The sequence below is a fragment of the Mycobacterium sp. genome (assembly GCF_049278535.1).
GTDB lineage: Bacteria > Actinomycetota > Actinomycetes > Mycobacteriales > Mycobacteriaceae > Mycobacterium.
In genome coordinates, this window is the sequence record NZ_JBAPMI010000371.1 from 1 (window position 1) to 13,440 (window position 13,440).

The window sequence follows — 13,440 nt, forward strand, 5'->3', positions numbered from 1 at the left end:
ACCTGCCGATCTCCGAACAGGCCGGCCAAGTCGAAACCGTGAAGCGCTCGGAGGCCGGGATGGTCACCAATCCGGTGACATGCCACCCGGAGAACACGTTGGCCGAGGTGGACGCCATGTGCGCCCGATTCCGGATCTCCGGGCTGCCGGTTATCGACGGCGCTGGCCAGCTGGTAGGCATCATCACCAACCGCGACATGCGCTTCGAGGTCGATCAGTCCAGGCACGTCGGCGAAGTAATGACCAAAGCCCCGCTGATCACCGCCCAGGAGGGCGTCAGCGCGGACGCTGCGCTGGGCCTGTTGCGCCGGCACAAGATCGAGAAGCTGCCGATCGTCGACGGCCACGGGCGATTGACCGGGCTGATCACCGTCAAAGACTTCGTGAAGACCGAGCAGCATCCGCTGGCGACTAAAGACAGCGACGGCCGGTTGCTGGTCGGGGCAGCGGTCGGCGTCGGCGACGACGCCTGGGTGCGGGCCATGACGCTGGCCGACGCTGGTGCCGACCTGCTGGTCGTCGACACCGCGCACGCGCACAACCGGGTGGTGCTCGACATGGTCGCCCAGCTCAAAGCCGAAGTGGGCAATCGGGTCGAGGTCGTCGGCGGCAATGTCGCGACCAGGTCGGCGGCCGCCGCGCTGGTCGAGGCCGGTGCCGACGCGGTCAAAGTCGGGGTCGGTCCCGGGTCGATCTGCACCACCCGCGTGGTGGCCGGCGTCGGGGCGCCGCAGATCACCGCGATTCTCGAAGCGGTGGCGGTCTGCGGCCCGGCCGGAGTGCCGGTGATCGCCGACGGCGGACTGCAGTACTCCGGCGACATCGCCAAGGCGCTGGCCGCGGGCGCATCCACCACGATGCTCGGATCGCTGCTGGCCGGTACCGCCGAAGCTCCCGGCGAGCTGATCTTCGTCAACGGCAAGCAGTACAAGAGCTACCGCGGCATGGGATCGCTGGGCGCCATGCAGGGCAGGGGCGAGGCGAAGTCGTACTCGAAGGATCGTTACTTCCAGGACGATGTGCTCTCCGAGGACAAGCTGGTGCCCGAAGGCATCGAAGGTCGGGTACCGTTCCGCGGGCCGCTGTCGTCGGTGATCCATCAGCTCACCGGCGGATTGCGCGCCGCGATGGGCTATACCGGCGCCGACACCATCGAAGGGCTGCAGCGGGCCCAATTCGTCCGAATCACTGCGGCGGGTTTGAAAGAAAGCCATCCGCACGACATCACGATGACCGCCGAAGCACCTAACTACTACGCTCGGTGAACTGATCGAAGGACCGCTCATGCGTGACATGGTTGAGATCGGCATGGGCCGAACAGCCCGGCGTACTTACGAACTCGACGAAATAGGCATCGTGCCGTCGCGGCGCACCCGCTCCTCGCAAGACGTCACGACAGCTTGGCAGCTCGACGCCTACCGCTTCGAGATTCCGGTCATCGCGCATCCGACCGATGCGCTGGTGTCGGCGGAATTCGCCATCGAACTCGGTCGGCTCGGCGGGCTGGGTGTGCTCAACGGCGAAGGGCTGATCGGCCGCCACGCCGACGTGGAAGCCAAGGTTGCTCAGGTCGTCGAGGCGGCCGCCAAAGAGCCTGAACCGTCGGCGGCCATCCGGCTGCTCCAGCAGTTGCACGCTGCGCCGCTGGACCCCGAGTTGCTGGCCGCCGCGGTGGCCCGCATCCGCGACGCCGGGGTGACGACGGCGGTGCGGGTGAGTCCGCAGAACGCCCAGTCGCTGACGCCGGGACTGGTCGCCGCGGGCGTCGACCTGTTGGTCATCCAGGGCACGATCATTTCCGCCGAGCGTGTCGCCAGCGACTGCGAGCCGCTCAACCTGAAGACCTTCATCTCCGAACTCGACGTCCCGGTGGTGGCCGGCGGCGTGCTCGACCATCGCACCGCGCTGCACTTGATGCGCACCGGGGCAGCCGGCGTCATCGTCGGTTATGGCTCCACCAGGGGAGTGACCACCAGCGACGAGGTACTCGGGATCAGCGTGCCGATGGCCACCGCGATCGCCGATGCCGCCGCGGCTCGTCGCGAATACCTCGACGAAACCGGCGGCCGCTACGTGCATGTGTTGGCCGACGGAGATATCCACAGCTCCGGCGACCTGGCCAAGGCCATCGCCTGCGGCGCCGACGCGGTTGTGCTTGGCACCCCACTCGCCGAGGCGGCCGAGGCCCTGGGTGACGGCTGGTTCTGGCCGTCCGCCGCCGCTCACCCGTCGCTGCCGCGCGGCGCGTTACTGCAGGTCGCGGTCGGCGAGCGGCTGCCGCTCGACCAAGTTCTCAACGGCCCGTCGGACGACCCGTTCGGCTCGCTGAATCTCGTCGGCGGGCTGCGCCGATCGATGGCCAAGTCGGGCTACTGCGATCTCAAAGAATTTCAGAAGGTCGGTCTCACGGTCGGCAGCTGACGTCGATCGCTGGATGATTACCGGCGAGTAAGTACATACTGGGACTGTGGAACCTGACTACGACGTCTTGATCATCGGTTCGGGTTTTGGTGGCAGCGTCACCGCGTTGCGGCTGACGGAGAAGGGTTACCGCGTCGGCGTGCTCGAGGCCGGTCGCCGCTTCGCCGACGAGGACTTCGCCAAGACCTCCTGGAACCTCCGCAAGTTTTTGTGGGCACCACAACTGGGCTGCTATGGGATCCAGCGCATCCACCTCCTGAAGGACTGCATGATCTTGGCCGGTGCCGGTGTCGGCGGCGGATCGCTGAACTACGCCAACACGCTGTACGTGCCGCCGGACGAGTTCTTCAACGATCGGCAGTGGTCGGGCATCACCGACTGGCGCAAGGAGCTGACGCCCCATTACGAGCAGGCCAAGCGAATGCTCGGCGTGGTCGCGAACCCGACCTTCACCGACGCCGACCGAGTGATCAAGGAGGTCGCCGACGACATGGGCGTGGGCGACACATTCGTGCCGACCCCCGTCGGAGTGTTCTTCGGACCCGATGGCACCAAGACACCCGGCGAGACGGTGCCCGACCCGTACTTCGGCGGCGCCGGGCCAGCCCGCACCGGCTGCCTGGAATGCGGATCCTGTATGACCGGCTGCCGTTACGGCGCCAAGAACACTCTGCTGAAGAACTACCTTGGTCTCGCGGAATCGGCTGGGGCGCAGATACATCCGATGACGACGGTCACCAAGTTCGCGCAGCGGCCGGATGGACTGTGGGAGGTCCGAACCAAGCACACCGGCCGCGTGGTGCGTCGCATGAAGCGCACGTTCACCGCCAATCACGTGGTGCTGGCCGCGGGCACGTACAACACCCAGAAGCTGCTGTTCAAGATGCGCGACACGGGCACGCTGCACGGTCTGTCCGATCGTCTGGGCGTGCTGACCCGCACCAACTCCGAGTCGATTGTCGGTGCTGCGACGTTGAAGGTCTCGCCGGACCTGGACTTGACCCATGGGGTGGCGATCACGTCGTCGATCCACCCGACCTCCGACACGCACGTCGAGCCGGTCCGGTACGGCAAGGGTTCCAACGCGATGGGGCTGCTGCAGACCTTGATGACCGACGGGTCCGGTCCTGAAGGCACCGATGTGCCGCGTTGGAAGCAGTTGCTGGATCAAGCCGGCGAAGATCCGCGCCACATGCTTCGCCTGCTCAATCCGCGTCAGTGGAGCGAGCGCACCATGATCGCGCTGGTGATGCAGCATTTGGACAACTCGATCACCACCTTCACCAGACGGGGGAAGCTGGGCCGGCGCCGCCTGGTCAGCAAGCAGGGCCACGGCGAGCCCAACCCGACGTGGATTCCGGTCGGCAACGAAGTCACCCGCCGCATCGCCGCCAAGATCGACGGCGTCGCCGGCGGCACCTGGGGGGAGCTGTTCAACATCCCGCTGACCGCACACTTTCTCGGTGGGGCGGTGATCGGTGACAGCGCCGAACACGGCGTAATCGACGCGTATCACCGGGTGTACGGCTACCCGACGCTTTCCGTCGTCGACGGTGCCGCGATCTCGGCGAACCTGGGCGTCAACCCGTCACTGTCGATCACCGCACAGGCCGAGCGTGCCGCATCGCTGTGGCCGAACAAAGGGGAGAACGACGCGCGGCCGCGGCAGGGTGAGCCCTATCGTCGGCTCGACCCGATCCCACCGGCGCACCCGGTGGTGCCGGCCGAGGCGCCGGGGGAGCTGCGCTGGCTGCCTATCGAGTCGATCACCGCGGTGGCGCAGGAGCAAACCCCCGGGTCGATCAGCTCGGCGGGCTGACCGCGACGATTTTCGGTGTTTCCAGGCCACTGCGCCGGCGCATCGGCTCGCGGCCCGGCGGCTGCGGTGGCCGCGGCAGCAGGGGCTCACGTTCCTTTATCTCGACGGTCAGCGGCTCACTGCTGCTCAGCACCAGATCCTCGCCGGCGTGCCGGATCTTCAGCTCGCCATCGGGCCCGTCGCGCAACGTGTAAGTGACTTCTTGCTGGGTGACCGACACCGTCAGCCGGTATTCCTGCCAGTTCAATCGAAAGCACAAGCGCGCAAAGCTATCCGGTAACTGCGGATCGAGCGACAAGATGCCTTCGTCGTCGCGCAGGCCACCGAACCCGTTCACCAGAGCCATCCACGCGCCCGCCAGCGAGGCCATGTGCAACCCGTCGCGGGTGTTGGAATGCAGATCGTGCAAGTCGATCAGCGCTGCTTCGAATGCGTAGTCGTGCGCGAGCTCCATGTGGCCGACCTCGGCGCACATCACCGCCTGGGTACACGCCGACAGCGACGAGTCGCGCACCATGCGCCGCTCGTAGTAATCGACGTTGCGGGCCTTCTGCTCCGGCGTGAATGCGTGGCTTTGCCATTGCATCGCCAACACCAGGTCGGCCTGCTTGATGACCTGCGCGGGGTAAAGCCGGACATATGGCTCGTGCAGCAACAACGGGTAGTTGTGCCGGTTGTCGAAGTCCCACTCCGCAAATGTGGTGAAGCCCTCGCACTGCTGGTGCACGCCGAGCTCTTCGTCGTATGGGATGTTGGCGGCAACGGCCGCGTCGCGCCAGGCGGCGGTTTCCTCGGTGGTGACGCCCATCGCCCGTGCCTGCTCTGGATGGCGGGCGCAGGCCGCGGCAGCGACCTGAAGGTTGTGCGCCGCCATCAGATTCGTGAAGACGTTGTCACGCACGATCGCGGTGTACTCGTCTGGCCCGGTCACCCCGTCGATGTGCCACACGCCGTGCCGGTCGTGGTGGCCGAGTGAGCGCCACAGTCGGGCGGTTTCGATCAGGACTTCGAGCCCGCATTCCGCTTCCAGCGACTGGTCGCCGGTGACGATGCGGTACCGCTCGAACGCCATCGCGATGTCGGCGTTGATGTGGAAGGCTGCCGTACCGGCCGGCCAGTAGCCGGAGCACTCGTGGCCGCGAATCGTCCGCCAGGGGAAAGCCGCGCCCTCCAAACCCAACTCAGCCGCACGATCCTTGGCCAGATCCAGTGTCGACGCCCGCCATCGCAGTGAGTCGGCCGCGGCGTGCGGCAACGTATAGGTCAGGACCGGCAGCACGTATCCTTCACTGTCCCAGAAGATGTGGCCGTCATAGCCGGTTCCGGTGAGCCCCTTGCTGGGAATACCGCGGCCCTCGGCGCGCGCGCTTGCCTGCACCAAGTGGAAGAGCCCGAACCGGACCGCCTGCTGGATGACGGGATCGCCGTCGACCTCGACATCCGCACTGTCCCAGAAGTTGTCGAGGTATTCCCGCTGCGCATCCAGCAGGCCCTGCCATCCGGCGTAGCGGGCACCGGCCAGTGCACCGGCGGCCTGGTCGCGCAGTGCCGGGCGGGAGCGCAGGCTCGACCAGCCGTACGCCAGGTACTTCACGATGCGCAGTCGCTGGCCGGGCCGCAGTCCGCAGATCACGGTGGTGCGGGCCAAGTCTGGGCGAGCTTCGGTGTGGACTTCGACGCGGCCGGGGACCTCGATCTCGTGATCCATGGTGGCCGACATCATCAGCCCGCTGGCCCTGGTGCGGTGCATGAGTACCGCCCGGTTTTCGGTGACCTCGTGGCCGACAGCCTCCAACGGTCTGTCCAAGACCGCCGACACCCGTGGATCTTTGGAGGTTGTCGGCTGGTCTTCATTGCTGACAAGCTCGGATTGCACAGTGACCCTGATGAATTCGTCGACGGCCTCGATCACATACTCCATCGCCGCAACGCTGCGGTGGGCCAGCGATACCAGTCGGGTCGATACCAACTTCACCTGCCGGCCGGCTGGCGAACGCCACTGCACGCGGCGCTCCAGCGTCCCGGCCCTCAGGTCGAGAATCCGCTCATGGTCGATTAATTGGCCGTAGCGGACATCGAACAACTCGTCGTTGACCATCAGTCGCAACACTTTTCCGTTGCTGACGTCGACGACCGTTTGGCCGGCTTCGGGAAATCCGAAACCTGCCTCCGCGTACGGTAGCGGCCGGACTTCGTAGAACGAGTTGAGGTAGGTGCCTGGCAGTCCGTGCGGTTCACCCTCGTCGAAGTTGCCGCGCAGTCCGATGTGCCCGTTGGACAGCGCGAAGAGCGATTCGGATTGGGCCAACATGGTCAAGTCGAGTTGGGTTTCGCGGACGTGCCATGGCTCGACGGGGAAGGCGTCTTCGTTGATCATGCGTGCCTCCTAAATCAGGTCAGCGAGGTCGGTGACCACGACATCGGCACCGTGGCTGCGTAATTCGTCGGCTTGGCCCACCCGATCGACACCGACGACGAAGCCGAAGTGCCCCGCATGTCCGGCGGCGACCCCGGAGAGCGCATCCTCGAACACGGCTGCCTCGGCGGGGGTGACGTTCAGCAGCTGGGCGGCGCGCAGGAACGAATCGGGGGCCGGCTTGCCGGCGATGTGCTCCTCGCGCAGGGTCACACCGTCGACGCGCTGCTGGATGAACTTCTCCAGCCCGGTGATCTCCAAGACCTCGCGGGTGTTGGCGCTGGAGGACACCACCGCGGTGGCCAGGCCCGCGGCGGCGACCTTTTCCAGGTAGCGGCGGGAGCCCTCGAATACCTTGACGCCGTCTTTGTGCAGCGTCTCCTGGAAGGCGTCGTTTTTGCGAGTGCCGAGGCCATACACGGTGTCTTTGTCAGCTGAGTCGTCGGGTTCGCCGTCGGGCAGCTCGATGTCGCGGCTGGCCAGAAACGACCGGACACCATCTTCGCGCTTCTTGCCGTCGACGTATTTCAGATAGTCGTCGACCGGGTCGAACGGGACGAATTTCTCGCCGGCCTGTTCGGCTCGCTGCTGTAGGAAGGCGTCGAACATCACCTTCCACGCTTTGGTGTGCACGCTCGCGGTGTCGGTGAGCACGCCGTCGAGATCGAACAGGCAGGCGTGCACGGCATCCGGTAGACCCAGCACGGCGGACCTCCCTCCCAGGATGACTTCGGCCAGAGTGGTTTCTGCCGTGAGCAGTTACCACCTCACCATGCCCGATGCCGGTTCGCTAGGCGTTCCGGTCGACCGACTGTTTTCCCGCTGTTCGCCCCGCCCGACCTCGCGTCGAGCGATCAGGTCGGTGGGGCTCCGCCGAACACACCCTGGGCTAGCCGGAGCCATGCCTCGCGGAATCGATCGGCATCGATATTGGCAGGCGTGCGTCCGATCAGCATCTGCGCGATCGGCAAGTATGCCAGTGCCGCCACCAGCACGGTGGCGGTCGCTTCGGGATCATCGACCTGTGAGACGCCGGCGTCCTTGGCGGCGCTGAGTGCTCGCCCCACCCGCTGATAGGAGGTGGTGGCCACCGCCGCCCACAATTCGTCGATCATGTCGCCGATCGCCTCGGGTTCGCGGAATATCACCCGGAGCAGCGCGGTATTGCTGTCGATGCTGTCCCAGATTTGCTCGACACCTTGGCGCAACGCCCCTTGGGTGTCGGTAGGCCGGGTCCGGTTGTATTGGTCGAGCGTCGCGCGCATTCGGTCCATCTGTCGCGACGCCGCCTCGTGGAGCAACGCCTTCTTGGATGGGAAGTGCTTGTACAAGGCGCCAGACCCCGGCGACAGGCCGCATGCCTGCTGGATGTCGGCGATGGATGTCGAGGCATACCCCTGGTCCGCGAACAGCTCGAGGGCCGCGTCCAGCAGACGGTCGCGGGTACTGGCATCACCGGAGGTCATGGCGCGAACCGTACCCGTCCGGGGTATGTGAGTAACCTCTCACCGCCGCGTCAGCCGGCCGCGTATTCGGCGGCCTGCAGCGGCGCGCCGCTGATGACCCGACTGCGCCGGCCGTGTACGTCGACGGGCACGTCGCCTTGCACGGTGACGCGGTGCATCAGCCGGTACTGGTCGTCGTAGTCGTCGACTGCCCGGTGCTGAGTCGCCCGGTTGTCCCAGATAGCGACGTCGCCAGGTGCCCAGTCCCATCGAATAGTATTCTCCGGCAACGTGATTCGACGTTGCAGCAACTCGAGGAGGGTTTGCGACTCGTAGTTGTCCATTCCGACGAATCCGCGCACGAAGTCCCCGGCCACCAAGGTGCGCTCACCGGTCTCGGGATGAACCCGGACGACGGGATGCTCGGTGCGGAAGTCGATCTTCTCGAACCGGGCTTTGTGCGACTTCTGATGGTCGGTCTGCGCTTCGGGCGCGGCGACGTAGTCGAACCGGTTGCTGTGCAGTGCCCAGAGATTCTCGGCGAGGTGTTTGAGCGGCTGGGGCAGTGCTTGGTAGGCCGCGGCGGTGGAGGCCCACAGCGTCGATCCGCCGTAGCTCGGCAGAGTCACTGCGCGCAGGATCGACGCGGCCGGGTAGTTCGCGACGAACGTGACGTCGGTGTGCCAGCGGTTGGCCTTGCCGTAGTCGGAGTTGATCGGCGTGATGATCGGCATGTTCTCCTGCTGCACCGCGGGGTGGGCGATGGGCGTGCCGATGCGCGCGGCGAAGGCATGCTGCTCGGCGTCGTCGAGGTGGTGTTGGTCGCGGAAGAAAATCACCTTGTGGCGCAGCAGCGCATCCCGGATCTGCTCGACGGTCCCGGTGTCCAGATCGCCGGCCAGTCGTACGCCGTCGATGCGGGCGCCGATTCGGCTGCCCAACTGGGTCACGGTCGGTGTCGATGTCGACGGAGCCGTCATCGTGATGTCCTCTCAACCTTGGTGTAGTCACATGACTACATCGCGTGGAGACAAGTGTAGACATACGACTACACTTGCGTCAACCCGGGCCGACGGCGGCGAGGATGTGGTGGCGCGCCTCTAGACTGGGCCGGTGGAGTCAGCATCGCCCCGTCCCGTGCTGGTTGTTGATTTCGGCGCGCAATACGCCCAGTTGATCGCCCGCCGGGTCCGCGAGGCGCGGGTGTTCTCCGAGGTGATTCCGCACACGGCGTCGGTCGACGAGATCAAGGCCCGCGATCCGCAGGCGGTGGTGCTTTCTGGCGGCCCGGCCAGCGTGTACGCCGAGGGTGCACCGCAACTCGACCCGGCGTTGTTCGACTTGGGCGTGCCGGTGTTCGGCATCTGTTACGGGTTTCAGGCGATGGCACAAGCGCTCGGTGGCAACGTGGCGCACACCGGCACCAGCGAGTACGGCCGAACTGAGCTGAAAGTCGTTGGTGGTGAACTTCATTCGGATCTCCCGGACACGCAACCGGTCTGGATGAGTCATGGCGACGCCGTCACCGCGGCGCCGGACGGGTTCGAGGTGGTGGCCACCAGCGCGGGTGCCCCGGTGGCCGCTTTCGAGAATCGGTCGCGGCGGCTGGCCGGCGTGCAGTACCACCCCGAGGTCTTGCACACACCGCATGGACAGCAGGTGCTCACCCGGTTCCTGCTCGAGTTCGCCGGCATCGCCGCGGATTGGACACCGGCCGGCATCGCCGAGGCGTTGATCGAGCAGGTTCGCAATCAGGTTGGCGATGGCCACGCGATTTGCGGGCTATCCGGCGGAGTCGATTCGGCGGTGGCCGCCGCGCTGGTGCAACGTGCAATCGGAGACCGGCTGACGTGTGTGTTCGTCGACCACGGGCTGTTGCGCGCCGGCGAGCGCGCGCAGGTGCAACGCGACTTCGTCGCGGCTACCGGCGCCAACCTGGTGACGGTCGACGCGGAGGCCACCTTCCTCGAGGCGCTGTCCGGGGTGACCAACCCCGAAGGCAAGCGCAAGATCATCGGTCGGCAGTTTATTCGCTCTTTCGAAGGCGCAATGCGGGATGCGCTGGGAGACAACGACACTGAGTTCCTGGTGCAGGGCACGCTGTATCCCGACGTGGTGGAGTCCGGCGGAGGAACCGGGGCGGCGAACATCAAGAGCCACCACAATGTCGGCGGTCTGCCCGACGATCTGAAGTTCACCCTCGTCGAGCCGTTGCGGCTGCTGTTCAAAGACGAGGTGCGCGCCGTGGGGCGCGAGCTGGGCCTGCCGGAGGAAATTGTTGCGCGCCAGCCATTTCCGGGGCCTGGCCTGGCGATCCGTATCATCGGCGAGGTCACCGCGGCGCGGCTGGACACGCTGCGTCGTGCCGACCTGATCGCGCGCGAGGAATTGACCGCGGCAGGTTTGGACCAGCAGATCTGGCAGTGCCCGGTGGTGCTGCTCGCCGACATCCGGTCAGTGGGTGTGCAGGGCGACGGCCGGACCTATGGGCATCCGATCGTGTTGCGACCGGTGTCCAGCGAGGACGCGATGACCGCCGACTGGACTCGGGTTCCTTACGAAGTGCTGGAACGGATTTCGACCCGGATCACCAACGAGGTGGCCGAGGTCAACCGGGTGGTGCTCGACGTCACCAGCAAGCCACCCGGCACCATCGAGTGGGAGTAGCTGTCAGTAAGGAAGAGTCGCAATGGCCGCAGCTGTCGACCCGTCGGTGCCGCCCAGTGGTGCTGGCTGCGTCGAGTGCGACGCCGCCGGTAGTTGGTGGGTGCACCTGCGGCGGTGCGCGGCGTGCGGCCATATCGGTTGCTGCGACGATTCCCTGTCGCGGCACGCAACACAGCATTGGCGAGAGACCGGACATCCGATCATCCGATCGTTCGAACCGGGCGAGGACTGGTTCTGGGACTACGAGAGCAATGACTATTACGAAGGTCCCGAACTTGCCGCCCCGACACGCCATCCGGAGGATCAGTCGGTCCCCGGTCCTCGCGATCGAGTGCCGCGCGACTGGGCCGACCTGCTCGGTCGGCAGGGCGACTGACTCCAGATGTTCAGACTTGCCGGAAAGGTCGCCGTAGTCACCGGGGGTGCCGGCGGGATCGGGGCGGCTACGGCGCACGAATTGGTTGAGCCACTGCATGCTCCGGGAGACGAACTGGGGCGGCGCGCCGGATTGTAAGTTAGCTGGCGCGAGCCTGCGGCCAGCTCCCGCTTGACCTTGTCGGTGGGTGGGTATTGACTGATAGTAATCGAACATACATTCGAACATCATCAGTAACACCCGTACCGCAGGAGTAATCGATGACGACGATGCTTGCTCCCGAACAGCCTCATCGCGACCGTGCTGAGCAGCTACAACAGCTGCGCCGGAAGATGGCGGCGGTATCCGGGAAGGTTGGTTCGCCTCGGCGCGGTCATGTCCACGAGCACGCCCCCGCGGATGACCTGCTTCCGGATTCGGCGGCCAGGCTTCCGGTTCCGCAGTTGCTGGCCGATGTGTTGCCCAATGCGTTGCCACGGGGAACGGTTGCGGTGCTGTCGGGTGCCCGTTCGCTGCCGCTGAGCATGGTGGCCACGGTGACGGCCGCGGGCGGGAACGTGGCCATAGTCGGCCAGCCGGATGCCGGACTCCTGGCTGCGGTGGAAATGGGAGCCGATCTGAGCCGGCTTGCGGTCATCCCGGATCCCGGGACCGACCCGGTGGAGGTGGCCGCGGTGCTGATGGATGGAATGGATCTGATCGTGCTGGCGCTCGGGGCCGCTCGGTGCCGCTGACCCGGGCCCGGGCCGTGGTGGCCCGGGCTCACCAGAAAGGCTGCACGCTGCTGGTCACCGACGGCGACTGGCAGGGTGCGTCGATACGACTGAAAGCTCGAGTCTGCGGTTACGAAACTACTTCGGGTGAGCCAGGTTTCGGACGTATCAGCAAGGTGCGGCTCGAGGTGTGCGCCGCGGGCAGGGCGATCAGGCGGGCTCGGACGGGGTAAAAGTGACCTCCCGGGTATTGACGATTTGGTGCATGGACTGGCCGGCGGTTGCCGCGGCAGCTGCCGCAGGACTGCCGGCGACGGCCCCCGTCGCCGTAACGCTGGCCAACCGGGTGATCGCCTGTTCGTCGGCGGCCCGCTCGGTAGGTGTGCGTCGAGGGCTGCGACGACGCGAGGCGTCGGCCCGCTGCCCGCAACTGCACGTTGTGGCCGCCGATGCCGATCGCGACGCCCGCTACTTCGAAGGGGTCGTCGCCGCGGTGGACGATCTGGTGCCTCGCGCCGAGGTGCTGCGTCCTGGCCTGGTGGTGTTGCCGGCCCGTGGGGCGGCCCGCTTCTTCGGGTCCGAGCAGCAGGTTGCCGAGCGTTTGACCGATGCAGTGGCCGCCGCCGGCGCCGAATGTCAGGTCGGGATAGCCGATCAGCTGTCCACCGCGGTCTTCGCCGCCCGCGCCGGTCGGATAGTGGCGCCGGGAGAAGACGCCCGGTTTCTGTCGGCGCTGTCGATCCGGCAACTGGCCACCGAGCCCAGTCTGTCCGGCCCGGGCCGTGCTGATCTGGCAGACCTGTTGTGGCGGATGGGGATTCGTACTGTCGGTCAGTTCGCCGCGCTGTCGCGCACCGACGTGGCCTCCCGGTTCGGGGCCGACGCGGTGAGCGCGCACCGGTTCGCCCGCGGCGAGCCTGAACGCGGACCGTCCGGGCGCGAGCCGCCGGCCGAACTCGATGCGGTGCTGCACTGCGATCCACCGATCGACCGGGTTGACGCCGCCGCGTTTGCCGGGCGCTCGTTGGCCGGCGCGTTGCATCAGACGTTGTTGGCCGCCGGGGTGGGTTGCACCCGGCTGGCTGTCCACGCTGTTACCGCCAACGGTGAAGAGCTGAACCGGGTTTGGCGATGCGCCGAGCCGTTGACCGAGGACGCCACCGCCGACCGGGTGCGCTGGCAGCTGGACGGCTGGTTGAACACCCGGATTTTCGTGGATCGCCCTACCGCGCCGGTGGTGCAGTTGCGGCTGCACGCTGTGGAGGTGGTATCGGCGGGCGCGCTGCAGTTGCCGCTATGGGGTGGTCTCGGCGAAGAGGACAGGATGCGGGCCCGCCGGGCACTGGTTCGGGTGCAGGGCCTGCTCGGACCGGAGGCGGTGCAAGTGCCGGTGCTGTCCGGTGGACGCGGGCCGGCCGAGCGCATCACGTTGACACCGCTGGGCGACGAGCAGGTGCCGCACGCCGATGCGGGTCTGCCATGGCCCGGTCGACTGCCGGAGCCATCGCCAACGGTGCTGCTCGACGATCCGGTGGAACTGCTTGATGTTCAGGGCAATTCGGTTCGGGTTACCAGCCGTGGAC

At 66.5% G+C, this 13,440-nt stretch carries 10 protein-coding genes and 1 pseudogene; 7 read left to right on the plus strand and 4 right to left on the minus strand.

Going from position 1 to position 13,440, the window contains the following annotated elements; genetic code table 11:
* The 3 genes from guaB to WAO18_RS24100 form a co-directional block, all read left to right on the plus strand.
* A partial coding sequence (gene guaB / locus WAO18_RS24090; RefSeq protein WP_422208740.1) for an IMP dehydrogenase occupies positions 1-1,265 on the plus strand: 1,265 nt, incomplete at its 5' end.
* A 28-nt stretch (positions 1,266-1,293) separates the two neighbouring features.
* Positions 1,294-2,421: a GuaB3 family IMP dehydrogenase-related protein gene (locus WAO18_RS24095; protein WP_422208748.1), complete on the plus strand. Its 1,128-nt coding sequence runs from the start codon at positions 1,294-1,296 to the stop codon at positions 2,419-2,421.
* A 46-nt stretch (positions 2,422-2,467) separates the two neighbouring features.
* Positions 2,468-4,240, plus strand: coding sequence for a GMC family oxidoreductase N-terminal domain-containing protein (locus WAO18_RS24100; protein ID WP_422208741.1), 1,773 nt, complete (start codon positions 2,468-2,470; stop codon positions 4,238-4,240).
* Here WAO18_RS24100 and WAO18_RS24105 read toward each other — a convergent pair.
* The 4 genes from WAO18_RS24105 to WAO18_RS24120 all read right to left on the minus strand — a co-directional run bounded on the left by WAO18_RS24105 (position 4,224) and on the right by WAO18_RS24120 (position 9,081).
* Entirely contained in the window at positions 4,224-6,617 is a 2,394-nt protein-coding gene (locus WAO18_RS24105; protein ID WP_422208742.1) for a glycoside hydrolase family 65 protein, read from the minus strand. The two genes, WAO18_RS24100 and WAO18_RS24105, sit on opposite strands and share 17 nt — an antisense overlap.
* 9 nt (positions 6,618-6,626) lie before the next feature.
* Positions 6,627-7,394: a beta-phosphoglucomutase family hydrolase gene (locus WAO18_RS24110; protein WP_422208749.1), complete on the minus strand. Its 768-nt coding sequence runs from the start codon at positions 7,392-7,394 to the stop codon at positions 6,627-6,629.
* Between the two features lie 116 nt (positions 7,395-7,510).
* On the minus strand, positions 7,511-8,122 hold the full coding sequence (locus tag WAO18_RS24115; protein ID WP_422208743.1) for a TetR/AcrR family transcriptional regulator: 612 nt from the start codon (positions 8,120-8,122) through the stop codon (positions 7,511-7,513).
* A gap of 50 nt (positions 8,123-8,172) precedes the next feature.
* Complete coding sequence (locus WAO18_RS24120; RefSeq protein WP_422208744.1) at positions 8,173-9,081, minus strand: TauD/TfdA dioxygenase family protein; 909 nt, start codon at positions 9,079-9,081, stop codon at positions 8,173-8,175.
* Positions 9,082-9,214: 133 nt separating this feature from the next.
* Here WAO18_RS24120 and guaA point away from each other — a divergent pair, with 133 nt between their 5' ends.
* The 4 genes and pseudogenes from guaA to WAO18_RS24140 form a co-directional block, all read left to right on the plus strand.
* Complete coding sequence (guaA, locus tag WAO18_RS24125; RefSeq protein WP_422208745.1) at positions 9,215-10,768, plus strand: glutamine-hydrolyzing GMP synthase; 1,554 nt, start codon at positions 9,215-9,217, stop codon at positions 10,766-10,768.
* A 22-nt stretch (positions 10,769-10,790) separates the two neighbouring features.
* Complete coding sequence (locus WAO18_RS24130) at positions 10,791-11,144, plus strand: UBP-type zinc finger domain-containing protein (protein ID WP_422208746.1); 354 nt, start codon at positions 10,791-10,793, stop codon at positions 11,142-11,144.
* 260 nt (positions 11,145-11,404) lie between these two features.
* A pseudogene (locus tag WAO18_RS24135) lies at positions 11,405-12,090 on the plus strand (hypothetical protein).
* 32 nt (positions 12,091-12,122) lie between these two features.
* The coding region (locus tag WAO18_RS24140; RefSeq protein WP_422208747.1) for a DNA polymerase Y family protein at positions 12,123-13,440 on the plus strand (1,318 nt) is incomplete at its 3' end.

Bases quoted from the DNA above. Each gene is read 5' to 3' on its own strand.
- WAO18_RS24095 (WP_422208748.1), top strand. From the start codon at position 1,294: ATGGTTGAGATCGGCATGGGCCGAACAGCCCGGCGTACTTACGAACTC.
- WAO18_RS24105 (WP_422208742.1), bottom strand. From the start codon at position 6,617: ATGATCAACGAAGACGCCTTCCCCGTCGAGCCATGGCACGTCCGCGAA.
- WAO18_RS24115 (WP_422208743.1), bottom strand. From the start codon at position 8,122: ATGACCTCCGGTGATGCCAGTACCCGCGACCGTCTGCTGGACGCGGCC.
- WAO18_RS24120 (WP_422208744.1), bottom strand. From the start codon at position 9,081: ATGACGGCTCCGTCGACATCGACACCGACCGTGACCCAGTTGGGCAGC.
- WAO18_RS24130 (WP_422208746.1), top strand. From the start codon at position 10,791: ATGGCCGCAGCTGTCGACCCGTCGGTGCCGCCCAGTGGTGCTGGCTGC.